Annotated in this window: 21 protein-coding genes; 8 read left to right on the forward strand and 13 right to left on the reverse strand. The window is 66.2% G+C overall.

Translation table 11 applies throughout. The annotated features are described in order from the left end of the window. Positions 1 to 9 precede the first annotated feature (9 nt). Positions 10 to 825, reverse strand: coding sequence for an NUDIX domain-containing protein (locus ACIGKQ_RS02050; protein ID WP_235722506.1), 816 nt, complete (start codon positions 823 to 825; stop codon positions 10 to 12). A gap of 62 nt (positions 826 to 887) precedes the next feature. Next, entirely contained in the window at positions 888 to 1,718 is an 831-nt protein-coding gene (locus ACIGKQ_RS02055) for an ABC transporter ATP-binding protein (protein ID WP_235722785.1), read from the reverse strand. A gap of 151 nt (positions 1,719 to 1,869) precedes the next feature. Here ACIGKQ_RS02055 and ACIGKQ_RS02060 point away from each other — a divergent pair, with 151 nt between their 5' ends. After that, positions 1,870 to 2,865 (forward strand): LLM class flavin-dependent oxidoreductase, encoded by a 996-nt coding sequence (locus ACIGKQ_RS02060; protein ID WP_235722504.1) that lies wholly within the window; start codon positions 1,870 to 1,872, stop codon positions 2,863 to 2,865. A gap of 11 nt (positions 2,866 to 2,876) precedes the next feature. Here the strand turns inward: ACIGKQ_RS02060 and ACIGKQ_RS02065 are convergent, their stop codons facing one another. From ACIGKQ_RS02065 to ctaD, 4 genes are read right to left on the reverse strand one after another with little or no spacing between them, the layout of a single operon-like run. Next, complete coding sequence (locus ACIGKQ_RS02065; protein WP_235722503.1) at positions 2,877 to 3,338, reverse strand: cupin domain-containing protein; 462 nt, start codon at positions 3,336 to 3,338, stop codon at positions 2,877 to 2,879. Next, positions 3,335 to 4,096, reverse strand: coding sequence for a peptidyl-tRNA hydrolase (locus tag ACIGKQ_RS02070; protein ID WP_396572103.1), 762 nt, complete (start codon positions 4,094 to 4,096; stop codon positions 3,335 to 3,337). The genes ACIGKQ_RS02065 and ACIGKQ_RS02070 overlap by 4 nt, the downstream gene beginning before the upstream one ends. 8 nt (positions 4,097 to 4,104) lie before the next feature. Continuing rightward, positions 4,105 to 5,334: a phosphoserine phosphatase SerB gene (gene serB, locus ACIGKQ_RS02075; RefSeq protein ID WP_396572105.1), complete on the reverse strand. Its 1,230-nt coding sequence runs from the start codon at positions 5,332 to 5,334 to the stop codon at positions 4,105 to 4,107. 23 nt (positions 5,335 to 5,357) lie between these two features. After that, the gene (gene ctaD, locus ACIGKQ_RS02080; RefSeq protein WP_396572107.1) at positions 5,358 to 7,142 is read right to left on the reverse strand and encodes a cytochrome c oxidase subunit I; all 1,785 of its coding nucleotides are present in this window, start codon (positions 7,140 to 7,142) and stop codon (positions 5,358 to 5,360) included. Positions 7,143 to 7,499: 357 nt separating this feature from the next. Between ctaD and ACIGKQ_RS02085 the strand changes: the two genes are divergently transcribed. From ACIGKQ_RS02085 to ACIGKQ_RS02100, 4 genes are read left to right on the forward strand one after another with little or no spacing between them, the layout of a single operon-like run. Beyond that, the gene (locus tag ACIGKQ_RS02085) at positions 7,500 to 8,462 is read left to right on the forward strand and encodes an ABC transporter substrate-binding protein (RefSeq protein WP_396572182.1); all 963 of its coding nucleotides are present in this window, start codon (positions 7,500 to 7,502) and stop codon (positions 8,460 to 8,462) included. Beyond that, positions 8,449 to 9,207, forward strand: a complete 759-nt coding sequence (locus tag ACIGKQ_RS02090) for an isocitrate lyase/phosphoenolpyruvate mutase family protein (protein ID WP_396572108.1) — start codon at positions 8,449 to 8,451, stop codon at positions 9,205 to 9,207. Before ACIGKQ_RS02085 ends, ACIGKQ_RS02090 begins: the two co-directional genes overlap by 14 nt. A 60-nt stretch (positions 9,208 to 9,267) precedes the next feature. Then, positions 9,268 to 12,213 carry a DEAD/DEAH box helicase gene (locus ACIGKQ_RS02095; protein ID WP_396572110.1) on the forward strand — a complete coding sequence of 982 codons (2,946 nt, stop codon included), beginning with the start codon at positions 9,268 to 9,270 and terminating at the stop codon, positions 12,211 to 12,213. Beyond that, on the forward strand, positions 12,210 to 13,007 hold the full coding sequence (locus ACIGKQ_RS02100; protein WP_266061738.1) for a hypothetical protein: 798 nt from the start codon (positions 12,210 to 12,212) through the stop codon (positions 13,005 to 13,007). The genes ACIGKQ_RS02095 and ACIGKQ_RS02100 overlap by 4 nt, the downstream gene beginning before the upstream one ends. Before the next feature lie 46 nt (positions 13,008 to 13,053). Here the strand turns inward: ACIGKQ_RS02100 and nrdF are convergent, their stop codons facing one another. From nrdF to ACIGKQ_RS02130, 6 genes are all read right to left on the reverse strand, one after another. Continuing rightward, positions 13,054 to 14,028 (reverse strand): class 1b ribonucleoside-diphosphate reductase subunit beta, encoded by a 975-nt coding sequence (nrdF, locus tag ACIGKQ_RS02105; RefSeq protein WP_235722486.1) that lies wholly within the window; start codon positions 14,026 to 14,028, stop codon positions 13,054 to 13,056. 1 nt (position 14,029) lies between these two features. Then, complete coding sequence (locus ACIGKQ_RS02110; protein WP_308203667.1) at positions 14,030 to 14,806, reverse strand: NUMOD3 domain-containing DNA-binding protein; 777 nt, start codon at positions 14,804 to 14,806, stop codon at positions 14,030 to 14,032. A gap of 33 nt (positions 14,807 to 14,839) precedes the next feature. Further along, positions 14,840 to 17,035, reverse strand: coding sequence for a class 1b ribonucleoside-diphosphate reductase subunit alpha (gene nrdE / locus ACIGKQ_RS02115; RefSeq protein ID WP_235722484.1), 2,196 nt, complete (start codon positions 17,033 to 17,035; stop codon positions 14,840 to 14,842). Between the two features lie 58 nt (positions 17,036 to 17,093). Further along, on the reverse strand, positions 17,094 to 17,600 hold the full coding sequence (gene nrdI / locus ACIGKQ_RS02120) for a class Ib ribonucleoside-diphosphate reductase assembly flavoprotein NrdI (protein ID WP_235722483.1): 507 nt from the start codon (positions 17,598 to 17,600) through the stop codon (positions 17,094 to 17,096). A 103-nt stretch (positions 17,601 to 17,703) separates the two neighbouring features. Then, positions 17,704 to 17,937: a redoxin NrdH gene (locus tag ACIGKQ_RS02125; RefSeq protein ID WP_235722481.1), complete on the reverse strand. Its 234-nt coding sequence runs from the start codon at positions 17,935 to 17,937 to the stop codon at positions 17,704 to 17,706. A gap of 555 nt (positions 17,938 to 18,492) precedes the next feature. Beyond that, a complete protein-coding gene (locus ACIGKQ_RS02130; protein WP_266061744.1) occupies positions 18,493 to 19,062 on the reverse strand; it encodes an NAD(P)H-dependent oxidoreductase in 570 nt (189 codons plus the stop codon). 108 nt (positions 19,063 to 19,170) lie between these two features. Between ACIGKQ_RS02130 and ACIGKQ_RS02135 the strand changes: the two genes are divergently transcribed. Both ACIGKQ_RS02135 and hpxO read left to right on the forward strand, forming a co-directional pair. Continuing rightward, positions 19,171 to 19,812 carry a TetR/AcrR family transcriptional regulator gene (locus ACIGKQ_RS02135; RefSeq protein WP_235722478.1) on the forward strand — a complete coding sequence of 214 codons (642 nt, stop codon included), beginning with the start codon at positions 19,171 to 19,173 and terminating at the stop codon, positions 19,810 to 19,812. A gap of 129 nt (positions 19,813 to 19,941) precedes the next feature. After that, complete coding sequence (hpxO, locus tag ACIGKQ_RS02140) at positions 19,942 to 21,102, forward strand: FAD-dependent urate hydroxylase HpxO (RefSeq protein WP_235722782.1); 1,161 nt, start codon at positions 19,942 to 19,944, stop codon at positions 21,100 to 21,102. Positions 21,103 to 21,200: 98 nt separating this feature from the next. Here hpxO and eccB read toward each other — a convergent pair whose 3' ends face one another. Further along, positions 21,201 to 22,694: a type VII secretion protein EccB gene (gene eccB / locus ACIGKQ_RS02145; protein WP_235722476.1), complete on the reverse strand. Its 1,494-nt coding sequence runs from the start codon at positions 22,692 to 22,694 to the stop codon at positions 21,201 to 21,203. Between the two features lie 214 nt (positions 22,695 to 22,908). Here eccB and eccE point away from each other — a divergent pair, with 214 nt between their 5' ends. Continuing rightward, complete coding sequence (eccE, locus tag ACIGKQ_RS02150) at positions 22,909 to 24,612, forward strand: type VII secretion protein EccE (RefSeq protein WP_266061748.1); 1,704 nt, start codon at positions 22,909 to 22,911, stop codon at positions 24,610 to 24,612. Positions 24,613 to 24,624: the final 12 nt, after the last annotated feature.

Raw genomic sequence — 24,624 nt, forward strand, 5'->3', positions numbered from 1 at the left:
GATAACCCGTCACCGACTCAATCCGGGTACCTTCCGCTCGGCAGCGACGGCGAAATAGCGCTCCGAGCCGTCGAACTTGAGGCCGGCAAGACCCGCACCCGGCTCCACCGACGGTTCGATGGCCGCCACCTCGCGCTCGGCGGCGAGAATCTCGGTCACCGAGCCGAACTCACTGAGATGGGTCAGCTGCGCCCAGGTCGGCGGCAACAGAACGTGCTTGTCGGCGACCCAGAGGTCGAGCGCAGCGCGCGGGGTGGCCCACCCGGCCACCTCGGCCTCGGAGGTCTTGTCGTCGGCGGTCTGCCCCGACGGCAGTGCGGCGATGAAGAACCGCGTGTCATATCGACGTTTCTCGATGATCGGGGTGATCCAGTGCGCCAGCGGGCGCAGCAGGTCGGCCCGCAGACTGAGTCCGGCATCGCGGAGGAACTGCGCGAACGACAACGACTTGTCCACGAGGCCGGTCCGTTCGGCGCCGAAGCTGTCCGGATCGGGAAATGAGCCGTCGGGCCGGGACGCCAGCAGGACACCACACTCCTCGAACGTTTCGCGGACCGCCGCGCACACCAAAGATTGCGCGGTCTGTTCGTCGGTGTGGAACGCGTGGGCCCACCAGTCGGCGCCGGGCCCCGTCCAGTCGATATCCGCTTCGGCGTCGCGCGGGTCGACGCCCCCACCGGGAAAAACCGTGACGCCGCCGGCGAAGGCCATCTGCTGCACTCGACGCTGGAGGAAGACCTCAGGCCCGTCGGCGGTGTCTCGTACGAGGACCACCGTGGCGGCGTCTCGCAGCGGGGCGGGTTCGGTCGGCTGCGATGAACTCATGATGGTCGTCTCCTGTCTGACGTAATCGGTGGTCCGATTCCCCTGACAGTAACGCCCTCGGGTCAACCGGCTGCGCGCCGATGCCCGCCGGCCCGCCGCGCACGGCGGGCGAAGTACCGGCCGCCCGGTCGGCTCAGAGTGATGCGCTGCCGAAACGCGGTCGACAAATTCTCACTGGTGAGCACGTCGTCGAGTAGTCCCTGCGCCACTATTTCCCCCTCGGAGAGCAGCATCGCATGGGTGAACCCGTCCGGGATCTCCTCAACGTGATGGGTCACGAGCACCATCGCCGGCGCCTCCGGATCCGCGGCGAGACGCCCGAGCCGATCCACGAGTTCCTCGCGGCCCCCGAGGTCGAGGCCCGCGGCCGGTTCGTCGAGCAGCAACAGCTCGGGGTCGGTCATCAGCGCGCGTGCGATGAGCACGCGTTTGCGCTCCCCCTCGGACAGCGTGCCGAAGCTCCGGTCCGCCAGATGCTCGGCACCCATCGATTCCAGCGATTCCACGGCCTGGCCACGATCCATGTCGTCGTAGCTCTCCCGCCACCGCCCGACCACCGAGTAGCCGGCGGAGATCACCAGGTCGCTGACGATCTCGTTCGGCGGCACCCGCTCGGCGAGCGCCGCGCTCGAGACTCCGATCCGGGTGGACAGCTCGCGCACCTCCACTCTGCCGAGCTGCTCGTTGAGCACGAACGCGGTGCCCGAGGTGGGATGCTCCTGCGCCGAGGCCAGCCGCATCAGCGACGTCTTGCCCGCGCCGTTGGGCCCGATGATCACCCAGCGTTCGTCGAGCTCCACCTGCCAGGTCACCGGGCCCACCAGGGTGTTGCCACCCCGCACGAGAGTGACATCGCGGAAGTCGACCAAGAGATCGGGATCGGATTCGTACACGTCGTCGGCGCCACTGCGATCACTCGGTTTCGTCACCCCCCTATCGTGCACCACGTCTCGCGTACCCGTCGTGAGCAGGGCGACACATCCTCGGGCAGAACACAATCGGGCAGCGTGGAATACCCGACGGGACCGCCGCCTTGAGAAGGACATGAGTGTTGACTTGTCCATCCTCGACCTGGCTCAGGTCGGCTCCGGTGAAACGGTCGGTGAGAGCTTTGCCGCCAGCGTGGACATGGCGCAGCGCGCCGAGGCCTGGGGCTACCGACGCATCTGGTACGCCGAGCACCACAACATGTCCAGTATCGCCTCGGCCGCGCCGGCGGTACTGATCGCGCATATCGCCGCACACACCGAAACCATCCGACTGGGCGCGGGCGGGGTCATGTTGCCCAACCATTCGCCGCTGGCCATCGCCGAACAGTTCGGCACACTCGCCGAGTTGCATCCCGGGCGCATCGACCTGGGGTTGGGCCGCGCGCCCGGCGGAGACCAACAGACGTTTGCCGCCCTTCGTCGGAGCATGGCTTCGGCGGATCGGTTCCCCTCCGACGTCCTGGAGCTGCAGGCATATCTGCGCGGCCGCTCCCGGGTCGAGGGCGTTAATGCCACTCCCGGCGCCGGCACCGACATCCCGCTCTACATCCTCGGGTCGTCGTTGTTCGGCGCGCAGTTGGCCGCCGCCCTGGGGCTGCCGTACGCGTTCGCATCGCACTTCGCCCCGCAGGCGCTGGAAGAGGCGGTGGCCCTGTATCGACGGGAGTTCCAACCGTCCGAGCAGCTCGACGCTCCGTACGTGATCGCCGGGGTGTGTGTGATCGCCGACGAGGACGAGGCCGTGGCTGCCGAACAGCTCCGCAAGGCCAAGCGGGCCCGGGTCAACGCGTTGTTCGCCCGGGATCGCCGGTTCTCCGACGAGGAGGCCGATATGGTGCTCGACATGCCGCAAGGTCGGCAGATCGAGGCGATGATGACGTACTCCGGCGTCGGCACCCCGGCGCAGGTCACCGACTACCTGGACTGGTTCACCGGCCATGCGCACGCCGACGAGCTCATCGTCGCGTCGATCGCCCCGGATCGCGACGTCTGGCTCAACACCTTGGCCCATATCGCGCCAGCACGAGCGTTGTCGGCGGCTGGTGACTGACCACCGGCGTGTCAGACCCCGGGTCCGGCCAGGCGGAAATCGGCGAAGTCGAAGCCGGGTGACACGACGCAACTGACCAGCGCTGGTTCATCCCCGACCGGCCGCGCGCGTTGCCACGTCGCCGGGGGCACCACGGCTTGGGGCTGCTGCCCATTCGCGACATCGGAACCGACGACGATCCCGGTCGGTGTCCTCGGCTCCTCGGCGTCGCCGCCGAGTTCGAGCAGGACCGGTGATCCCCGATGGTAAAGCCACAGCTCGGTGCTTCTGACGGCGTGCCACGCCGACCGTTCTCCCGGCAACAGCAGGAACAGGATCGCCGTGGCCGCAGCGCGGTCGCCCGAATAGCTCTGCGGCAGGACGCCGGCGGGCACGGTCACCGGGCTGCGCCAGGTCTCTCGGTACCAGCCGCCTTCCGGATGCGCCACCAGGCCCAGTTCGCGCGCCCACGGCGGTAGCAGGTGCTCGTTCATGAATCGATCACCTCCGCGATCACCGTCACCGAACCGGGCGCGATCTCGGTGAACCCGGCATCGCGCACCGCCACCGCGTCACCGCGGGCATCGGCGTCGAGCAGTGCTGCGAACGACTGCGGGGTGGCCGCGCGGACCGTCAACGGACAGCCCGCGCTCCGCCAGGAGCGTGCCTGCTCTGGTTCCATCAGCTTCACCGCGAGCATCGCCGCGTGCCCCACCTGTGCGGCCGCCTTGCCCACGGTCATCGTCACTCCCGGGTTGAGCCAGAGGACGACCCCCGCGTGATCCGGGTCTGACGAGAGCTCACCTGGCAGGTCCGTGCCGCCGATCTGCAGGCGCGAGATCCGGCGATCAACATCCCCCACCCGCCCGGGTACCAGCGCGCGTGCCTGTGCCCCGCCCTCGGTCACAGTCAGACCCCAGACTTCTTGCGCCGCAGCCCATTGTGCACCTCGAGCACGCCGCGCGATCTTCCGGATGCGGGCGGCACACCAGTCGTCCATCGGCGTCGCCCAGGGGCCGTCGCCACCGCAACGATCGTCGAGACACAACAACGCGACGGCGCGCGCCGCGGCGATCAGTACGTCCGCACGCGCCGGTGGCTCGGTCTTCTCGATGCGCAACACCATCTGCATGGCCAGCACGTCGGCAGGGTCCGCCGGATCCGCACCGCCGCCGACATAGGTCTGCAGGCGCCGGAATGCGTCGTCGAACGGATCGTCAACGCCGCCGATGATCGCGAGATTCTCCGGCATGACGGCCGTCAGCTGAGCGGTACTCGACGCAGCACCCCGTCGGCGGCGTCGGCCGCCTCGATCTCGTCGCGGGTGACACCGAGGATGAACAGGACCGCATCGAGGAAGGGGTGACTCAGCGCGGCGTCGGCGACCTCACGCAACGCAGGTTTGGCGTTGAAGGCGATCCCCAAGCCGGCCACGCTGAGCATGTCGATGTCGTTGGCACCATCGCCCACCGCGATGGTCTGCTCCATGGCGACCCCGACCTGATCGGCGAACGCCCGCAACGCCTTCGCTTTGCCGGCCCGGTCGACTACCTCGCCGATCACCCGGCCGGTCAGTTTGCCGTCGACGATCTCGAGCGTGTTGGCCCGCACGAAGTCCAGTTCGAGTTCGTGCGCCAGGCCATCGATGACCTGTCGGAAGCCGCCGGAGACCACACCGCAGTGGTATCCGAGCCGGTGCAGGGTACGGATGGTGGTGCGTGCGCCCGGCGTCAGCTCCAGCGAACTCGCGACGTCGTCGATGACGCTGGCGTCGAGTCCGGCGAGCACAGCCACGCGCTGATGCAGCGATTCAGAGAAATCCAGTTCGCCGCGCATCGCGGCCTCGGTGACCGCCGCCACCTCGGCTTCGCGGCCGGCACGCGCCGCGAGCATCTCGATGACCTCGCCCTGGATCAGGGTGGAGTCGACGTCGAAGACGATGACCCGCTTGGCGCGTCGTGCCAGACCGCCGCGTTCCACCGCGATGTCGACGCCGTGATCGGCCGCGACCGCGGCGAGGCCCTTACGTAATGCGGCATCGGCTGCCACGTCGTCGCGTCCGGTGCTCACCATCAGCTCGAGTCCGGTGAGCGGATAGTCGGCCACGCCTCGGATCGAGTCGATGTTGACGCCCTGCTTCGCCAGCGCTCCGGCCAACGCCCGGAATGCGCGCGCGGTGACCGGACTTCCCAGCACCACGACCGCGTGACTCGACGGACGTCGACCGGCACTGGCTGCGCCCACTTCCACGATGACGTCGATCCCTATCGAGGCCATCGCCTGTTCGACGACGTCTTGGAGTTCCTCGGCATCGCCGGAGGCCGACACCAGCACGCCGAGCGTGAGGCGGCCGCGGATCACCACCTGTTCGACGTCGAGCAGGCTGACCTGCTGACCGGCCAGCGCACCCATCAGCACCGAGGTGACGCCGGGTTTATCCGGTCCGGTGACGGTGATCAGAACTGTGGTGTCGCTCGATTCGTTGACCACGTGCTTCGCAGAGCGCGGGCGCGTCAGCGTGGATCCGGGTCCGGCGAACCCTCGTGGTCGCCGACCGTCAATGGACTACGCCGCGCGTCTTCCATGTGGCGGTCCTTGCCCGAGTTGTGACCGGCCCCGACGTGCGCCTCGGCGCGCATCCGCTCGATCATGTGCGGATAGTGCAGCTCGAACGCCGGACGCTCGGAACGAATCCGGGGCAGCTCGGTGAAGTTGTGCCGCGGCGGCGGGCAGCTGGTGGCCCACTCGAGCGAGTTGCCGAAGCCCCACGGGTCGTCGACGGTCACGACCTCGCCGTAGCGGTAGCTACGGAAGACGTTCCACAGGAACGGCAGTGTCGACAGACCCAGGATGAACGCACCGACCGTGGAGATGATGTTCAGCGTGGTGAACCCGTCAGACGGAAGGTAGTCGGCGTAACGGCGCGGCATGCCCTCGTTACCCAGCCAGTGCTGCACCAGGAAGGTGGTGTGGAAGCCGATGAACGTCAGCCAGAAGTGGATCTTGCCGAGTCGTTCGTCGAGCATGCGCCCGGTCATCTTGGGGAACCAGAAATAGATGCCGGCGTAGGTCGCGAACACGATGGTGCCGAAGAGTACGTAGTGGAAGTGCGCGACCACGAAGTAGCTGTCGGACAGGTGGAAGTCCAGCGGCGGGCTCGCCAGCAGCACACCGGTCAGACCACCGAAGAGGAAGGTGACGATGAAGCCCACCGAGAACAGCATCGGTGTCTCGAACGTCATGTGACCGCGCCACATCGTGCCTATCCAGTTGAAGAACTTCACACCGGTCGGCACCGCGATCAGGAAGGTCATGAAGGAGAAGAACGGCAGCAGCACCGCACCGGTGACGTACATGTGGTGCGCCCACACCGCGACCGACAGGGCCGCGATGGCCAGCGTCGCATAGATCAGACCGGAGTAGCCGAAGATCGGCTTGCGCGCGAACACCGGAAAGACCTCGGACACGATTCCGAAGAACGGCAGCGCGATGATGTAGACCTCGGGATGTCCGAAGAACCAGAACAGATGCTGCCAGAGGATGACGCCGCCGTTGGCCGGGTCGTAGAGGTGAGCACCGAACTGGCGGTCGACCTCCAGGCCCATCAGTGCGGCGGTCAGCAGCGGGAAGACCAGCAGGATCAGCACGCTGGTGACCAGGATGTTCCAGGTGAAGATCGGCATCCGGAACATCGTCATACCGGGCGCGCGCAGACAGACGACCGTGGTCACCATGTTCACCGCACCGAGGATGGTGCCCAGGCCACCGACGGCCAGACCCATGATCCACAGGTCCGCGCCGTAGCCCGGCGAGTGGATCGCGTCGGTCAGTGGCGTGTATGCGGTCCAGCCGAAGTCGGCGGCACCGCCCGGGAGCAAGAAGCCACTGAGCGCGACACAGGCACCGAAGACGAACAACCAGAAGCCGAACGCGTTGAGCCGCGGGAAGGCGACGTCGGGCGAGCCGATCTGCAGCGGCAGCACGAAGTTGGCGAAACCGATCACGATCGGGGTGGCATACAGCAGCAGCATCACCGTGCCGTGCATGGTGAACAGCTGGTTGAACTGCTCCGTCGACAGGAACTGCATACCCGGGTGGGCGAGCTCACCACGCATCAGCAGCGCCATCAGTCCGCCGATCAGGAAGAAGGCGAAGCAGGCGGTGATGTACATCATGCCGATCAGCTTGTGATCGGTGGTGGTGATCAGCTTGTAGATGAACGAACCCTTGGGCTGGTAGCGCTCCGGAAAGGGACGCACTGGAGCCACTTGCGTGGTGGGCTGGTCAACCGCGGTCACAGATCCTCCTCGTTGCGCAACCGCCGGGGTCGGTCACCTACCACTTCCCCGCGGTCGCCACATGAACAAAACGAGCGCTGGTAACTGATCCTAAACCCTCATACAGACGGCGGCCGAGTGGGTCCTACGATCTGTCGTATTCGAGCTCTTCGACCCACTGTAGCCGCAGGTCAGTGAGCCCGAGGAGGCCGACGCGCGGCGCGCTGGCGAGCGCATGGGCACCCGTCGGGACCGACCGGATCCGCCGCGGGTGGTCGACGGGTCCGCCGGTGCTAGCGTGATCGCGTGCATCGCAGTGTGGTGACCCCGCTTCCGACCGGCCGCCATCGAGCCTCGTGGACCCGGCGAGTTCCGCGCGTGGTCGGTACCGCGGTGACGGTTCTGCTGGCCGGCGCACTGGCCGCGTGTGCTGGCGAGCAACCGTTGACGACGCCCGACGGGTCACCCATCTCAACGGTGACCACACGGGTCGCCGAGGTCAACATCGTCAACGCCGATCGCGATCTGACACGCACCTGCCTGGCACCGACCGCACCCGATCCCGGGCAGACCGACGTCGCCCGCATCGCGGTGACCGACCCGGGCCTGCTCGACCCGATCTGCGCGCTCGGCATCGGCCCCAAGGTGGTCGCGGTGACGTCCGACGAAGGCTCGATACCCACCTACCTCGGCCCGCAACTCGGATCGGTCCCGACCATCGGCACCTCGCCGGACCCGGCGGCGGCCGGCGAGACGGATCCCGACGTCGTGCTCACCACCGACCGATCGGCGGCGTCGGCCGAGGCCTTCGCCGATGCCCGCGTGGTGACAATCCCGACCGAAGGCGATTGGCAGGCGCAGTTCCAGGCGGTCGCCGACGCGCTCGGGCGCAGCGAGAGCGCCACCCGACTCCTCGAGGAGTTCCGGACCGAGACCCGCAAAACCGGCCGTCGGATGGACGCCGCGCACAACCAGGTGTCGCTGGTCCGGTTCACCGGAGACTCGGAGATGATCGCGGGCACCGACAGTTTCGCCGGTCAGATCTTATCGATGGTCGGAGTACAACGACCGGAGCCGCAGCGCTCACCGCGATCGTTCACGGTGACCGATCAGAACTTCACCGATGCCGACGCCGACCTGATCTACGTCAGCTTCGTCGGCGACGAGGGTCAGGCGCACGGAGAAGACGTCCTGCTCAGCGATCGTTGGCTGGACATGGGCGCACCGACCTGGAAACGGGTGCTGTCGGTGAACGACGACATCTGGTATCGCTCCTCCGGCCTCGCGGCCGCCTGGCTGGTGCTCAACGACCTGAAGGGATCCCTCGATGGCAACTCGTGACCTCGCCCAGCTCGCCCAGACCCTGTTGGATCTACACCGTCCCGGCGATCCCGGTGTGTTCCCCACCGTGTGGGACGCCTGGTCGGCACACATCGCCGCCGACGCCGGCTTCGCCGCGCTGACCGTCGGCAGTCATCCGGTGGCCGACTCGATCGGTCGTGCCGACAACGAGGGAATGACCTTCGACGAACTGCTCACCCGGGTGCGTCAGATCACCGCGGCGGTCGAGATCCCGATCTCCGTCGACATCGAGTCAGGCTATGCCGAGGAGCCCGCGCGTCTCGTGGACGGTCTGCTCGAGGCCGGGGCCGTCGGCCTCAACATCGAGGACACCGTCCACTCCGAAGGTGGTCGGCTGCGGTCGGCGACCGAACACGCCGACCTGGTGGCAGCGTTGCGGGCCGCCGCCGACGCCGCGGGTGTCGCGGTGGTGATCAACGCCCGCACCGACGTGTTCCTCAAACAGGTCGGCGAGGAGTCCGACCGGGTGGACCTTGCCATCTCCCGGCTCCGGCTGTGCGCCGAGGCCGGGGCACGATCGTTGTATCCGGTGGGCTTCCACAGCGACGACGTCCACCGTCGCCTGGCGGCGGAGTTGCCGTTACCGGTCAACGCGATCGGTCATCCCGCGCAGGACAATCGGGCACATCTCGCGGGACTCGGCGTCGGACGCGTCAGTTTTGGCCCGCTGTGGCAGATGAGCCTGGCCGAGCGGGCTCGCGAGTTGTTGACAGCCTGGCGCTGAGGCGGCCGGCGTCGGGGCGAGCATGTCCGACGGAGCGATTAGGCTCATCGGTGATTTGTCATGCCAGTCGATACACACCGAACCACTTCCTCCGGGCACCCAGGTGCCCTGCCCCTGCATGCGCTGTGGCGACCGGGGGTAGGACTGGCACTGTGGTGGTCGCGATCCGATGTCGGGCCCGACGACCTTCCCGAGGCGATCGGGGATCAATTGGCACGGCGGCGTTCTCGGCGGGAGATCACGATCACCGGGCCTGGCTCCGGCCGTGAGTTCATCAGCAGCATGACCTTGAGCACGTCGTCGGCGGTCGCACTGCTCGATCTGACCCGCCCGTACCCGGTCAGCGGCGAGATCGCGTGGTATCGGTATCTACTCGACGGCGTCCGCCGATCGGTCGCCGCCGGTTCGGTGGCCCCCGGCGTCGCCGACATCGCCGGCGAATCGCTTCTGCGTTGGCAGTCGGTACCGACGCCGGCATGGCGCAGTTGGCTGGCTGTGGTGGCGGCGGCCGCACCAGGGTTGGTCGCGGCCAACGGTGGCGCCGAGGCGATCACCGACATGATCGCCGAACTCGTCGACCACGAGTGTCGCGGCCGAATCGCGGCCGCCGGGCCGTTGATCGCCGACGATCCCCCCGCGGCATGGCTGATACGAGCACTGGCCACGGAACCACCGCCGCTATCACCATCGATGCGATCTCGACTACACATGGCGCAGTCGGCCTGGATGCAATGGAATCAGGCTGCACCGCAAGATGATTCGATGCTGATACTGCGCCTGCACGAACCTGACGACGATGATGTGGAGTACGCCACCCGGCGGGCCGCCGATCAGCCCACCCTGTGGCGTCTACAGGTGTGCCGTCGCCATGCCGACGGTCGCATCCACGCGGTGGAACCGCAGCATCTCGACCAGCACGAACTCGATCGTGTCACCAGTGGCCTCGCCACCGCCGTCCGCGCCTTTCCCGAGTTGGCACAGGCAGAACCCGACCGGCACTCCCTCGACTTCCTGCTGACCACACCCACCGTAGAGAAGCTGTTCGTCGAGGGCGCTGCCGCGTTGACCGAGGCCGGCTGCCCGGTGCTGCTGCCCCGGACAGTGGCCGAGGTGCGCCCGACGCTGGGGCTGCGCGCCCGGCCGGTGGCCACCAGCACCGGGCGCGCCGCGCAGATCGGCGTCGCCGAGATCGACGAGTTCGAATGGCGGTTGGCCCTGGGTGACACACCCGAGGCGATGACCCTGTCGGAGGCCGATCTCACCGACCTCGCCCGTCGTCAAGGCGACCTCGTCAAGATCCGCGGCACCTGGGTTCGCGCCGAAGGAGGTGCCCTGCACCGGGCCGCCGCGTTCATCCTCGGCCAACGTGCGCACGGCACATCGGACCATCCGGCCGACATGGGTGAGTTGTTCAATCTCGTCGTCGACTCCGTACCGGTACCGGTCACCTCGATCGACGGCCTGGCATGGCTCGACGACATCGCGGCCGGCGGTCGGCTGCGGCCCGCGGAGCTGCCCCCGCCGGCGACGCTGTGCGCACAATTGCGGCCGTACCAGCACCGCGGACTCGAATGGCTGGCCTACCTGTCCGACCATCGGATCGGCGGGGTGCTGGCCGACGATATGGGCCTCGGCAAGACGATCCAGATAATCGCACTTCTGTGCCATGAGAGAGGCGATCATCACGATCGAGCCGAGCCCGCGCCTGCTGCCGGTCCCACGCTGGTCATCTGCCCGATGTCGGTCGTCGGGAACTGGGAACGGGAGATCGAACGCTTCGCACCGCATCTGCGGGTGGTGGTCCATCACGGGACGTCGCGCGCGGGGCACGCGACGATCGGCGAGGTTCTCGCCCGCGCGGACGTCGTGCTCACCACGTTCGCCATCGCCACCCGGGACCGGGAGATCCTCGGCCAGCGGACCTGGCGCCGGATCGTCGTCGACGAGGCACAGCATCTCAAGAACGTGGCCACCAAAGCAGCGAAGGCCGTGCGGGGCTTCCCCGCCGAGCACCGGATCGCGCTCACGGGGACGCCGGTGGAGAATCGGCTGGAGGACCTGAGAGCAGTGATCGATCTGGTCAATCCGGGCATGCTGGGGTCGGCATCGCGGTTCCGCGCCCGGTTCGCCGAACCCATCGAACGCGATCGCGACCCGGCCGCGCTGCGGCGCCTCAACGCATTGACGCAACCGTTCATCCTTCGACGCGAGAAGACCGATCCGTCGATCATCACCGATCTACCCGAGAAGACCGACATCACGGTGCGTGCCAACCTCAGCCTCGAGCAGGCGGCGCTGTACCGCGCGGTCATCGACGAGCTGATGGAGGCGCTGCGCAGCAAACAGCAACGCACCATCCGTCGGCGCAACATCCTTGCCGCACTGACCCGACTCAAGCAGGTGTGCAATCATCCGGCGCATTATCTGGCCGACGGGTCCGCGATGCTGCGTCGTGGCAGGCACCGGTCGGGCAAGGTCGAGTTGGTGCTCGACATTCTCTCCACCGCGGCGGCCGAAGGCGATCGGGCGCTGGTGTTCACCCAGTTCGCGGCGTTCGGTGATTTGTTGTCATCCTGGCTCGCCGAATCGCTGGGCACCGATATTCCGGTGCTGCACGGTGGCATCAACCGCATCGACCGCGATGCGATGGTCGCCCGTTTCCAGAGCGGCGACGGTCCGCCGGCCCTGATCGCCACCCTCAAGGCCGGGGGCACCGGACTGAACCTGACGGCCGCGAACCATGTGCTGCATGTGGATCGCTGGTGGAATCCCGCGGTCGAGGACCAGGCCACCGATCGTGCCTACCGGATCGGCCAACATCAGCGCGTCCAGGTGCACCGATTCCTGTGCGTCGGGACATTGGAGGAGCGGATCGACGAGATGATTTCCGCCAAGCGTGAGCTGTCGCGACTGACGGTGCGGTCCGGCGAGACCTGGTTGACCGAGCTCGGCAACGACGAGTTGTTCGACCTGTTCGCACTGCGCGACGAGGCGGTCAGCGAGTGAGCCCGCGCGGCAGTCAACGTCGGACGCCCAGGGCCTCGGCGGCTCGCGCGTATGGCGCGACCCGGTGGGGCCGTAGTTTTGTCGACGTCGTCGAGGGCGCGCACACCGGCGATGCGGATCATCGGCGGATCACTCAGGCGCGGCGGTACTTTCGCGACCACCACGCCGAGCGCCTGCAGATCGGCGTGGCCCGCGTGACCGCATCGGTGCGTGGTAGTCAGCTCGACCCGTTCGAGGTGACCCTCACCATGCGAGCCGTCGATCCGGCGACCGTGGTCGCCCTGTTGCGTACGAACGACGCGACCGGAGAGCTGATGGCATTGACGCGCGGGGAGCAACCGTCGGCGATCGGCGAGTTGATCATGCCGACCGAGTCGGCCGACATCGCCGCCGACTGCACGTGTCCGGATGAGTCACCGCGGTGCATACACGTGTTGTGCGTCGCCTACGAGGTGGCCGCCGAGATCGACCGCAGTGCCGCGACCCTGCTCACCGTGATGGGTACCGACACCGTGCAGTTGCTGGCCGCGGCAAGCGAAGCCACGGCGCCGGCGGACGACTCACCGGCGGCCGACCGCGACACGGCGGTGGTTCCGGCCGTCGACTTCTACGGCACCAACGCCACGCTGCCGCCGCTGCCCACTCCCGGGCGGATGAACCCGATCATGGACCTCGATGCCGATGCGCTCCGCAAAGCGTTGCGCGCCTCGGGTATCGCGCCTGGCGACATCGGCGAGGCCATCGACCTGCTCGACGATCTCTACGACCGCATCCGCGACCGCCCGATTTCGTAGTATGGACCGGCGAAAATCGCCGGTCCGTACTACAAGACGCAAGGTGTCAGAAGTCCCAGTCCTCGTCCTCGGTGTTGACGGCCTTACCGATGACATACGAGCTGCCCGAGCCGGAGAAGAAGTCGTGGTTCTCGTCGGCGTTGGGTGACAACGCCGACAGAATCGCCGGGTTCACGTCGGTCTCGTCCCTGGGGAACATCGCCTCGTAGCCGAGGTTCATCAGCGCCTTGTTGGCGTTGTAGCGCAGGAACTTCTTGACGTCCTCGCTGAGGCCGACCTCGTCGTAGAGGGCCTCGGTGTAGTCGGACTCGTTGTCGTAGAGCTCGAACAGCAGCTCGAAGGTGTAGTCCTTGAGCTCTTGGCGACGTTCGGGGCTCTGCACCTCGAGACCGCGCTGGTACTTGTAGCCGATGTAGTAGCCGTGCACGGCCTCGTCGCGAATGATCAGCCGGATCAGGTCGGCGGTGTTGGTGAGCTTGGCGCGGCTGCTCCAGTACATCGGCAGATAGAAGCCGGAATAGAACAGGAACGACTCGAGCAGCGTGGAGGCGACCTTGCGCTTGAGCGGGTCGTCGCCACGGTAGTAATCCATGACGATCTGCGCCTTGCGCTGCAGCTGCTCGTTCTCCTCCGACCAGCGGAACGCCTCGTCGATCTCCTTGGTGGAGCACAGCGTGGAGAAGATGGAGCTGTAGCTCTTGGCGTGCACCGACTCCATGAATGCGATGTTGGTGAGCACCGCCTCCTCGTGCGGCGTGGTCGCATCCGGGATCAGCGAGACCGCACCGACGGTGCCCTGGATGGTGTCCAGCAGCGTCAGGCCGGTGAAGACCCGCATCGTCAGCTGCTTCTCGTACTCGGTGAGGGTGTGCCACGACTGGATGTCGTTGGACACCGGCACCTTCTCCGGCAACCAGAAGTTGCCGGTGAGGCGATCCCAGACCTCGGCGTCCTTCTCGTCGGGGACGCGGTTCCAGTTGATCGCGGAGACGCGGTCGACGAGCTTCAGTTTCTCAGGCATTTCAACTTCCGCTTTCTTCATTCGTTGTTGTGGCCGCGTCCTCAACGCAGTATCGACAAGTGTCTTTGAACACGCCTTTGTTCGTGTGATAGCGAGTGTGAGCACTTCGCTTGCTGGATGGCTGCGGTCGTCCCTTTCGAGTTGCCGACGTCTTGGCACGTGTCTCATCGCTCGCTCGGCGTCCGAAGTTCGGATTCCCCGAGCCTCGTCGCTGCTCGGAGAGACGCTGCCTGGATTCGGCAGACATCGTGTGTCCGTAGCCTGGATGGTCGATCCCGAACTTACCGAAGTTCGGGTTGGCCGCTCCTGTAATGGAACCTCGTCGCTCGACTGACCACTTCGCTCGCTGTTCGTCCGAGTGCGTTCGCCCGAAGAATGGATTTTCTTGTGCGAACCGACTTACTCCCTTCCGACCGGTTGACCGAATTCGAGCTGCTTCGCGCATCTCTTCGGTCCATACAACGCCGGTAGGACCCAGCCCCCCGGAGGCCAGATTGAGTAACGGCTGACCGTCACGACGTAGGTAGGCAATCCACGCGATTTCAGCCTGCCCCAAGTCGTCCAGTCCGTCGATCCAATCGAGCTCATCGGCTATTACATTGTCGCGATCTTGCTTTCGCAGCCAGTCGTAGAACGGAGTCTTTCGGCCAGCTGCAGCAACCTTGAAATGTTGCTGTAAGCGTCTGGACGCAGTCTTGGTTGTAAGCCCGATATAGCGATAGTCGTACTCTGGCCGCAAGCGGACTCCGTATATGACACCGTACTTCGCGATTGTCATGGTCACACCATCCACGAACAGTTGGTCAGGCTGTCACAACATGCAGGAAACGCAATTTTCCACCTCAGTCCCCTCGAGAGCGAGCTGACGCAGACGGATGTAATACAGCGTCTTGATCCCCTTGCGCCACGCGTAGATCTGCGCCTTGTTGACGTCGCGGGTGGTGGCGGTGTCCTTGAAGAACAGGGTGAGACTCAGCCCCTGGTCGACGTGCTGGGTCGCCGCGGCGTAGGTGTCGATGACCTTCTCGTACCCGATCTCATACGCATCCTGGTAGTACTCCAGGTTGTCGTTGGTCATGTACGGCGCCGGGTAATAGACGCGGCCGATCTTGCCTTCCTTGCGGATCTCGATCTTCGCGGCCACCGGGTGGATCGAGCTGGTCGAGTGGTTGATGTAGGAGATCGATCCGGTCGGCGGGACGGCCTGCAGATTCTGGTTGTAGATACCGTCGCGCTGCACGGCGGCCTTCAGCTCCCGCCAGTCGTCCTGGGTGGGAATGTGAATTCCGGCCTGGCCGAACAGGTCGCGTACCTTCTGGGTCTCCGGCTCCCACACCTTCTCGGTGTACTTGTCGAAGAACTCCCCGCTGGCGTACTTCGACTTCTCGAAGCCGCCGAAGGCATGGCCACGTTCACGCGCGATCTTGTTCGACGCCCGCAGCGCGTGGAACAGCACCGTGTAGAAGTAGATGTTCGTGAAGTCGACACCTTCGTCGCTGCCGTAGAAGATCCGTTCGCGGGCCAGGTAGCCGTGTAGATTCATCTGACCGAGGCCGATGGCGTGGGAGTCGTTGTTGCCCTTCTCGATCGAGGGCACCGAGGTGATCGAGGTCTGATCGCTGACCGCGGTGAGACCGCGGATCGCGGTCTCGATGGTCTGCCCGAAGTCGGGTGAGTCCATCGCCTTGGCGATGTTGAGCGACCCGAGGTTGCACGAGATGTCCTTACCGATGTGCGAGTAGGACAGATCGTCGTTGAACTCTGACGCGGTGGAGACCTGCAGGATCTCCGAGCACAGGTTGGAGTGGGTGATCTTGCCGTCGATCGGGTTGGCCCGGTTCACCGTGTCCTCGAACATGATGTACGGGTAGCCCGACTCGAACTGCAACTCGGCGAGGGTCTGGAAGAACTCGCGGGCCTTGATCTTGGTCTTGCGGATGCGCTTGTCCTCGACCATCTCGTGGTACGTGTCGGTCACGTTCACGTCGGCGAACGGCACTCCATAGACGCGCTCGACGTCATACGGGCTGAACAGGTACATGTCGTCGTTGTCCTTGGCGAGCTGAAAGGTGATGTCGGGGATCACCACGCCGAGCGACAACGTCTTGATACGGATCTTCTCGTCCGCGTTCTCCCGCTTGGTGTCGAGGAAGCGGTAGATGTCGGGATGATGGGCGTGCAGATACACCGCGCCGGCGCCCTGGCGCGCGCCGAGCTGGTTGGCGTAGGAGAACGAGTCCTCGAGCAGCTTCATGATCGGGATGACGCCCGAGCTCTGGTTCTCGATCTTCTTGATCGGCGCGCCGTGCTCACGGATGTTGGACAGCAGCAGCGCCACTCCTCCGCCGCGCTTGGAGAGCTGGAGAGCCGAATTGATCGACCTCCCAATGGATTCCATGTTGTCCTCGATGCGAAGCAAAAAGCAGCTCACCGGCTCACCACGCTGCTTCTTACCCGAGTTGAGGAAGGTCGGGGTGGCCGGCTGGAAACGCCCCTCGATGATCTCGTCGACGAGATGACGGGCCAGCGCCGTGTCACCGTCGGCCAGCGTCAGCGCGACCATGCACACCCGGTCCTCGAAGCGTTCCAGGAACCGCTTGCCGTCGAAGGTCTTCAGTGTGTAGCTGGTGTAGTACTTGAACGCGCCGAGGAACGTCGGGAATCGGAACTTCTTCGAGAACGCATGCCCGAACAGGAGTTTCACGAACTCGCGGTCGTACTTCGCGAGGACCTCGGGCTCGTAATAGTTCTCCTCGAGCAGGTAGTCGAGCTTCTCGTCGAGGTCATGGAAGAAGACCGTGTTCTGGTTGACGTGCTGCAGGAAGTACTGGTTGGCCGCCTCGCGGTCCTTGTCGAACTGGATGTTGCCGTCCCTGTCGTACAGGTTCAGCATCGCGTTGAGCGCGTGATAGTCCAATTCGCCGGGTTCGTGCCCCGACGGGCCGGGATGCACTCCGGACTTGCTGGCCGAGGCGGTGTCCGAGACGGGTGCGGCGGTTGGCGACACGAAAGACTCCTGCAGCTAGATGATTGTGGGCGAAACGGTACTCGTGGGGTCTGACAGTTCAGGCGCGCGAAACGCTCAGCGCGTCCCGGTCCGGATGGGTGAACGCCGAGCTCAGCGCGAAATCGGCCAGCCCGTCCCGTACCCGCTCGACATCGTCGACAGTGCCCATCAGCTCGAACCGATAGAGATAGGGCACCCGACACTTCCGCGAGACGATGTCGCCGGCGAGACAGAACTCCTCGCCGAAGTTGGTGTTCCCGGCCGCGATGACGGCGCGGATCAGCGAGCGGTTGTGGATGTTGTTGAGGAACTTGATGACCTGCTTGGGCACGTACCCGGATCGGTCGCCGGTCGCCTTGCCACCGCCATAGGTGGGCAGCACCAGCACGAACGGCTCATCGACGGTGAACACCGCAGGATCGCCGAGGACCGGGATACGCTGCGCGCGCAATCCGAGCTTCTCGACGAATCGATGCGTGTTCTCCGACACCGAGGAAAAATAGACGATCAGTGGCGCCGGGTGGGACGCCCGGACCGAAGCGTCGGGATTCGAGGCCTGGGTCACGATCGACCTCCAAACTCCTGACTCGTGTGCTACCTCGTGATCTCGCTTACCCCGATCGCACCATGATCGAACCCGACTTCCCCATCAGGCCGACAGAGGGGGATCAGGCAGCCGATGCGGCGAGGGCCTTGATGCGGTCCGGGCGGAAACCCGACCAGTGTTCGTCGCCGACGACCACCACGGGGGCCTGCAGGTAACCGAGCGCCATCACATAGTCGCGCGCCTCATCGTCGGTGCTGATGTCAACCACCTCGTAAGCCAGGCCCTGCTTGTCGAGGGCCTTGTAGGTGGCGTTGCACTGGACGCAGGCGGGCTTGGTGTAGACGGTGATGGCCATCAAAGTTCTCCTCGTGCGGTTCGATGCGTCTGTTGGATCAGGCTGGTCTGGTCGTCGTGTGTGCTGTGGCGTCCACCGCTGCCCGGGTGTCCACCATGTCGCCGGCATCGACCCATCCGGGCCGTCACCGTTCGGCCCTTGTCAGAGGAAACCGAACCCGCCACCTTCGCGCTCGACATCTGCATTCACGCTCTACATCTGTCTTCAACGCAGTGCGGTGGCCGCACTTTCCCAACGTGAAGATGGTGACCTATATCACCGTCTTCGAGGCGCTTTCCGCAGAATCACATTCGTGTAGGTAATCCGCCCTGCCGGTCTCCCAAACACTACACCTAGTGGCTGACAATTCGCACCACCACTAGAGGTTGTGAATAACATTCGTGAAAGTCGCAGGTCGCAGGCATACGAGATCGTGAAGTCGGGCGTGTCCGGCGTGTCGTCCACATGTTGTCCCCCGGCAGTCCACAAGGTGTCCCACGGCACTCCACAACCCCGCAAACGACCAACGCCGCCGCGAGCCCTTGCTCGCGGCGGCGCATCGTCACCATCGGTTGATCAGACCGACACCGACACCTCATCGGCCAGACGGCGAACCGCGTCCACCACCCCGGTGACGAGCTCCGCGTCGGCGAGTCCGTCGTCGGACATCGAGGAGGTCTGCAGCCCGAACTCGACCTCCTCGACGACGTGGCCGCCAGCGATCTTCACGGACTTACGGGTGTCTTCACGTGACCAGGTACCCGCGAACCGGCCCAATGCCGCGCCGATCACGCCGACCGGCTTGCCCGACAGGGCACCGGCACCGTACGGGCGCGAGAGCCAGTCGATGGCGTTCTTCAACACCGCGGGCATGGTGCCGTTGTACTCCGGGGTGACCAGCAGCACGGCGTCGGCCGCAGCGACCGCCTCACGCAACCCGGTGACGCCGTCGGGCAGAGTCGCACCTGACTCGATGGAGGGGTCGTCGTCCTCGCTGTAGAACGCCAGCCGGCCCAGACCATCGACCACGGTCACGGTGATGCCGGCCGGAGCCTTGTCGGCGGCGAGTTGGGCGAGACCTCGGTTGATCGATTCGCGGCGCAGACTGCCCACCAGCGCCACGATCTCCACATTGCGTTCGCTCATGGACGCTCCTCCTGTTATCCACGCACTCGATGGTTAGCCATTCGAAGTATCAAACGGCAGGCCGATCCCACCGATTCCCGATCCGCCCGAACCGTTACCCTCGTCACTGTGTCGAACGGTCCCGACGGCGGTTTCATACCTCTGAGCATGTCCGTCGGCGTCGGCGAACGGGCGGACACCGAACGGGCCGATGCCGCGCGGAATCGCCGCTTGCTGCTCGCGGCGGCCCAGAACCTCATCGACAATCACGGCGCCGCCGCCGTGACGATGGACGCGGTCGCCCGCGAAGCAGGTGTCGGCAAGGGCACCGTGTTCCGGCGCTTCGGCAGCCGGACGGGCCTGATGTTCGCGCTACTCGATCATTCAGAGTCGGAGATCCAGCGCGCCTACATCTCCGGGCCGCAACCATTGGGGCCGGGCGCTCCCCCGTTGGATCGCCTGCTCGCCTATGGCCGGGCCCGGCTCAAGCTCACCTCGAGCCATCTGGACATCCTGCTCGAGGCCGGCGGCGCCGGCGGCGACTTCATGAACCACCCGGTGTGGTCGGCGTCCAACCGCCATGTCCAGATCTTGCTGCATCAGTTGGGATTCGGCGATCGCCTCGACGTCATCTCGGTCGCGGTGCAGTCTCCGTTGAATGCGGCGGCGGTCAAGCATCTCGTCGAAGTCGCCGGCCTCGACCTAGAGACCATCACCGCCGAGTGGGAAGAGATGGTCCGCACCCTGGCGCGCGGCGTGACCGGCGACTGACCCCCACGTTCACGGAGCCCGCGGTCACCTCGGCCGTTCTGCGGTGGTGCGGCAACCGTCATAGCCTTGACTGACCTGTCGCCCCGGCCCCGCACGGATGGCGATACCGGAGAGAAGGGACCCCACGAGGTGAAGGCTGTCATCATCGGCGCCGGAATGGGCGGACTCAGCGCTGCCATCGCGCTCAAGCAGATCGGTCACGAGGTCGAGGTCTATGAACAGGTGACCGAGAACAAGCCGGTGGGCGCCGCGATCTCGGTCTGGTCCAACGGCGTCAAATGCCTCAACCACCTCGGACTCGAGAAACAGACAGCGGCGCTCGGCGGCATCGTCGACTCCATGTCCTACGTCGACGGGTTCACCGGCGAAACCATGTGCCGCTTCAGCATGCAACCACTGATCGATGAGGTCGGGCAGCGCCCGTACCCCGTCGCCCGGGCCGAGCTGCAGATGATGCTGATGACCGCGTACGGCATGGCGGACATCAACTTCGGCAAGAAGATGGTCAGTGTCGCCGACGGCCCCACGCAGGCCACGGTCGAGTTCGCCGACGGCACCACCGCCACGGGCGACATCGTCATCGGCGCCGACGGTGCCAAATCCCTGACGCGCGAATATGTCCTGGGCGGACCGGTGGAACGCCGATATGCGGGCTATGTCAATTTCAACGGTCTCGTCGAGGTGGATGAGGCCATCGGGCCGGCCACCGAGTGGACCACCTACGTGGGCGACGGAAAGCGGGTGTCGGTGATGCCCATCGCCGACAATCGCTTCTACTTCTTCTTCGATGTGACGATGCCAGAAGGTGAACCCTACGAACGCGGTACCGCGCGCGAGGTCCTCGCGGACAATTTCGCGCGTTGGGCCCCCGGGGTCCAGCGGCTTATCGAGAAGCTCGACCCGGCGACCACAAATCGCGTCGAGATCCTCGACCTCGATCCGTTTCACACCTGGGTCAAGGGCCGGGTCGCGGTGCTCGGCGACGCCGCCCACAACACCACTCCCGACATCGGACAGGGCGGCTGTTCGGCGATGGAAGACGCAGTGGCACTTCAGTTCGCGTTCACAGAGCACCGCGACGATGTCCACGCAGCGCTGGCCGCCTACGAGTCGTCGCGCACCGAGCGGGCCGGCGATCTCGTCCTGCGCGCGCGCCGGCGGTGCGACGTGACCCACGCCAAGGATCCGGCGGCGACTGCCGCTTGGTACGACGAGCTGCGCTCCGAAGACGGGACCCGGATCATCCGCGGCATCGTCTCCAACATCGTCGGCGGCCCACTGACGTCCTGAACGGCAGCCGCGCCCAGTCGACCGAAAACAGCGCCCAGTCAACGGATAACAGCGCCCAGTCGACGCGCAGGTTCAGTTGGCAGTTTGCCGACGGTGGGTCAGTTGCCGGGGTCGGCGATGGCCCGGCCGTCCTGATCGGGCACCATGCCGTCGTGGGACACCAGCGCGGCGGTCCGGGACAAGGACGGACCGGCGGCCAGCAGCGAGATCACCGACCATGGCGCCTGCATGGGACGCTCACCCAATCCCAGGATCTGCCCGGCTTCGGCATCGGCCACCCCGAAGCGAATCCCGAAATCGCTGACGAAGAACCGTGATTCGACGCGTTCGCTGTCCGGTTCGGCGCCGGTGACCTGGAGGTACTCACCGGTGCCCGGACGGAGGTACACCTGATCGACGCCCGGGCCCGGACCGTCCGCCGAGGTGAGGGATACCGGCTCGGCACCGTCGGGTAGGGGCAACGTCCGACCGATCAGGAACCCGGTGGTCGCCGCGGGATCATCCGCACCGCGCGACCAGGATCGACACAGCGTGCCACCGGTGTCGACATCCACCAGATTCGGTGCGCGATCGGGGAAGTCGTCGACAGGTAGGCGTGCGGACGTCGGCGTGGCCGCGATCTCCCCCGGCGCCACCGTCTGGACGGGAGCGGTGCCGTCGCGATCGGCGAGACGCAGGATCTCTGCGGTCGCCTCGGTGATCTGTTGCACACCGTCCCGCAACACGACGTAGTAGCTCGTCTGATCGTCGATGCCGACGGACTTCACCACCGAGCCCACGCGGATGTCGTCGTCGCGCATTCCCCCGGGCCGACCTTCACCGCTGATGTCGGGCACCTCGATCGGGTCGACCTCGGGGAAACTGTTCAGTAGTCCGGCACTCATCTCACGCGGCGCGACCCCCTCGAGGCCCAACGCACGCATCACCGGAACGCTGTCGGTGTCCACGGCTGCCCGCACCGTGCGCGGCGTGCCATCACGCATCACCGTGTACACGAGGTAGGTCTCGCCACCGGTGGTCACCATGACCGCGTCATCGCTGTCCGCGGAGTCGATCGCTCCGCCGAGCACTGGTCGCTCCCCGATGACGGTGAGAGTGATCGACTCTCCGGAGACGTTCGGGTAGACGGCCGCGGTGTCGCAGACGGTCCAGAACGACTCGCCGGGGTGGCCCGACGACGGCAACGCGCCGGGCGCGCCGGGGATACCGAGTAAGGGTCCGCGCGGATATGACGCGAGTTTGCCGTCGCTGACCGACGCAGGCGACTCACTGCTGCCGGTGATCAACCGAGCCGACGCGAGATTGAGGACCGGATGCAGGGTGTCATCGATGACGACGTAGTTGCCGCCGCCATCCTTGCTGACGACGATCTTCGCGTCGCCCACCGAGCCCTGTGGCCGGATGAGCCCCCACACCCCGCAACCACCCAGGACCAGCAGGCCCAGTACGGTACCGACGAGTAGTGCTTGTATCTGCGAGCGCATCGGGTCGTGCAGCATCCGCACGTCCCGCCGCACCAGCGCATGTTCCAGACGGCGCAGCAGGAAACGGTAACCGTTCACCTGCGCCCTGGTGGTCAGCTGCCGGGCCATCGTTCCCCCATTCCGACTGCGTGGCAGACACGGCTCATCCTCGCCTCACCGAGTATCACGTGGTCACCGACGATTCGCCGCGTAGTAGCGTAGCCGATACGTTTCCGCGGGTGTCGTGCCTGTCACCCGGAGAACTGAGGGGGGTTCCATGGTGATGCGGGGCGCACCGCCACCGACTGCGACGAGCGCGGGGGCGACACGGTCGGCGGCGCGCGTGGACACCGATCATCCCGCGGGCGCACACCGGCACCGTCGTGGCCTGCCGCTGGGCACCCTGGTGCTGATCGAGACCGTCCTCGCCGCCGGACTCGTCGGATGGGCCGTCAGCGGGTCCACGCTGGGTGCGATCGCGCTGATACTCGCCGCACTCGCCTCACTCGCACTGATCCCGCTGCGTGGGCGCAGGTCGATGGTCGCTGCCTGGTCGCACCGCATCGGCTTCCGCTGGGCGCGGGCACAGCGGGGCGCCGCCGACCTCGTTCCGGCGTCCTTCGACATTCCGGCCGGACCACAGACCGGCCGCACCCCCCTGCGGACACCGACGTCGGTGACCGACACCATCGGCGCCCGGTGGGTGGGCGACACACTGATCACCGTGCTCCGGGTGTCGCCCGCAACGCCTGCGGTGACCTATCTGACCCCGGCCGGGGCCGCGGTGAACGACCCGACCGGCCAGGTGGTGCCACTGGATGCGCTCGCCGAGTGCATCAACCCGTTCGACATCCGACTGGATTCGATCGAGGTGATCAGCCACGGCGTGCGTAGCTGGGGCGGCGGCACGATCGCGCAGACCTACCACCGCACCCTGGGCCCGCTGGCGGCGACGGCGCACCGCTCCGTGCTGGTCGTGCTCCGCCTCAACCCCCTCGATTGCGCCGACGCGGTGGCGCGTCGTGGCGGAGGTGCCGTCGGCGCCCTGCGCACGGCGACGATCAGCACTCGCCGCGTGGCCAACCGGCTCTCGGAGAGCGGCCTGCGCGTCTCGATCCTCAACGCCGCCGAGATCACCACGGTCACCACCCAGTTGTCCGAGGGCGCACCGATCGACGACATGGGCGAGGAGTGGGATTCCATCGCCGCAGGCGAACTGCGGTTTCGTAGCGCGCTCATCGACCCGGACCTACTCGCGTCCGTCATGTCGACGATCTGGGTCAACACCGCGTTGTCGACCACCACGACGGTGCGCCTGCGCCATGATGCCGAGCGCGCACTCGAGGTCAGCGGCATGGTGCGATTCGCCGAGTTGCCGACGGCGGGCCGAACGGCCGATCCGCTCCCGGCAGGTCTGACCGTGCTGGAGGGACACCAATTCGACGCTCTGGCAGCCAGTCTGCCGATTGCCGTACCCGGCAGGCTCGATCGCCGCCTCCGGTGCGCTCACGGCGACGACGCCCTCGCGTTGCTGCGGTCGATGCGGATACCGGCCGGCGGATGTGGACAACTTGTTGGTGCCGACCACAGCGGGCGAGCCGTCGCGGTACCGCTGCTCGGTCCCGACGTCCGGGCGGTGGCGCTCTGCGCTGGACCACAGGTGGTCGGTCAGGTGATCCTGCGGGCGATCGCGATCGGCGCTGCGGTCACCGTGCACTCCGTGCGACCGGCCCACTGGCACAACCTGATCGCCCAGGTCGGCGATCTGCGGCGACTCGCATTGAGCTCCGACCGGGTCCAGGCCCCGCTCGGGCACCGGGTGGCGGTCTACGACGGACTCACCCCGCCGCCGGCCGAACCCCACACCACGCATCTGACGGTTCTCGCACCCGACGACCCACGCGTGACGGACCTAGTCCCCGACGCAGCGGTCATCCTCCGGCAGAACCCGCGGGCGCCCCAGGACATCTCGGTCACCACGGCCAACGAGCGAGTGGCCGTCACGATGGTTGCGACCCCCGACGAATGGAAGATGCTGGGGCGGTAGCGAAGCGCTGGC

The organism is Gordonia sp. NPDC062954 (assembly GCF_044543825.1).
Lineage (GTDB): Bacteria > Actinomycetota > Actinomycetes > Mycobacteriales > Mycobacteriaceae > Gordonia > Gordonia tangerina.

Bases quoted from the DNA above. Each gene is read 5' to 3' on its own strand.
- ACIGKQ_RS02050 (WP_235722506.1), bottom strand. From the start codon at position 825: ATGAGTTCATCGCAGCCGACCGAACCCGCCCCGCTGCGAGACGCCGCC.
- ACIGKQ_RS02060 (WP_235722504.1), top strand. From the start codon at position 1,870: ATGAGTGTTGACTTGTCCATCCTCGACCTGGCTCAGGTCGGCTCCGGT.
- ACIGKQ_RS02065 (WP_235722503.1), bottom strand. From the start codon at position 3,338: ATGAACGAGCACCTGCTACCGCCGTGGGCGCGCGAACTGGGCCTGGTG.
- ACIGKQ_RS02070 (WP_396572103.1), bottom strand. From the start codon at position 4,096: ATGCCGGAGAATCTCGCGATCATCGGCGGCGTTGACGATCCGTTCGAC.
- ACIGKQ_RS02090 (WP_396572108.1), top strand. From the start codon at position 8,449: ATGGCAACTCGTGACCTCGCCCAGCTCGCCCAGACCCTGTTGGATCTA.
- ACIGKQ_RS02095 (WP_396572110.1), top strand. From the start codon at position 9,268: ATGCCAGTCGATACACACCGAACCACTTCCTCCGGGCACCCAGGTGCC.
- nrdF (WP_235722486.1), bottom strand. From the start codon at position 14,028: ATGCCTGAGAAACTGAAGCTCGTCGACCGCGTCTCCGCGATCAACTGG.
- ACIGKQ_RS02110 (WP_308203667.1), bottom strand. From the start codon at position 14,806: ATGACAATCGCGAAGTACGGTGTCATATACGGAGTCCGCTTGCGGCCA.
- ACIGKQ_RS02125 (WP_235722481.1), bottom strand. From the start codon at position 17,937: ATGGCCATCACCGTCTACACCAAGCCCGCCTGCGTCCAGTGCAACGCC.
- ACIGKQ_RS02130 (WP_266061744.1), bottom strand. From the start codon at position 19,062: ATGAGCGAACGCAATGTGGAGATCGTGGCGCTGGTGGGCAGTCTGCGC.
- eccB (WP_235722476.1), bottom strand. From the start codon at position 22,694: ATGGCCCGGCAGCTGACCACCAGGGCGCAGGTGAACGGTTACCGTTTC.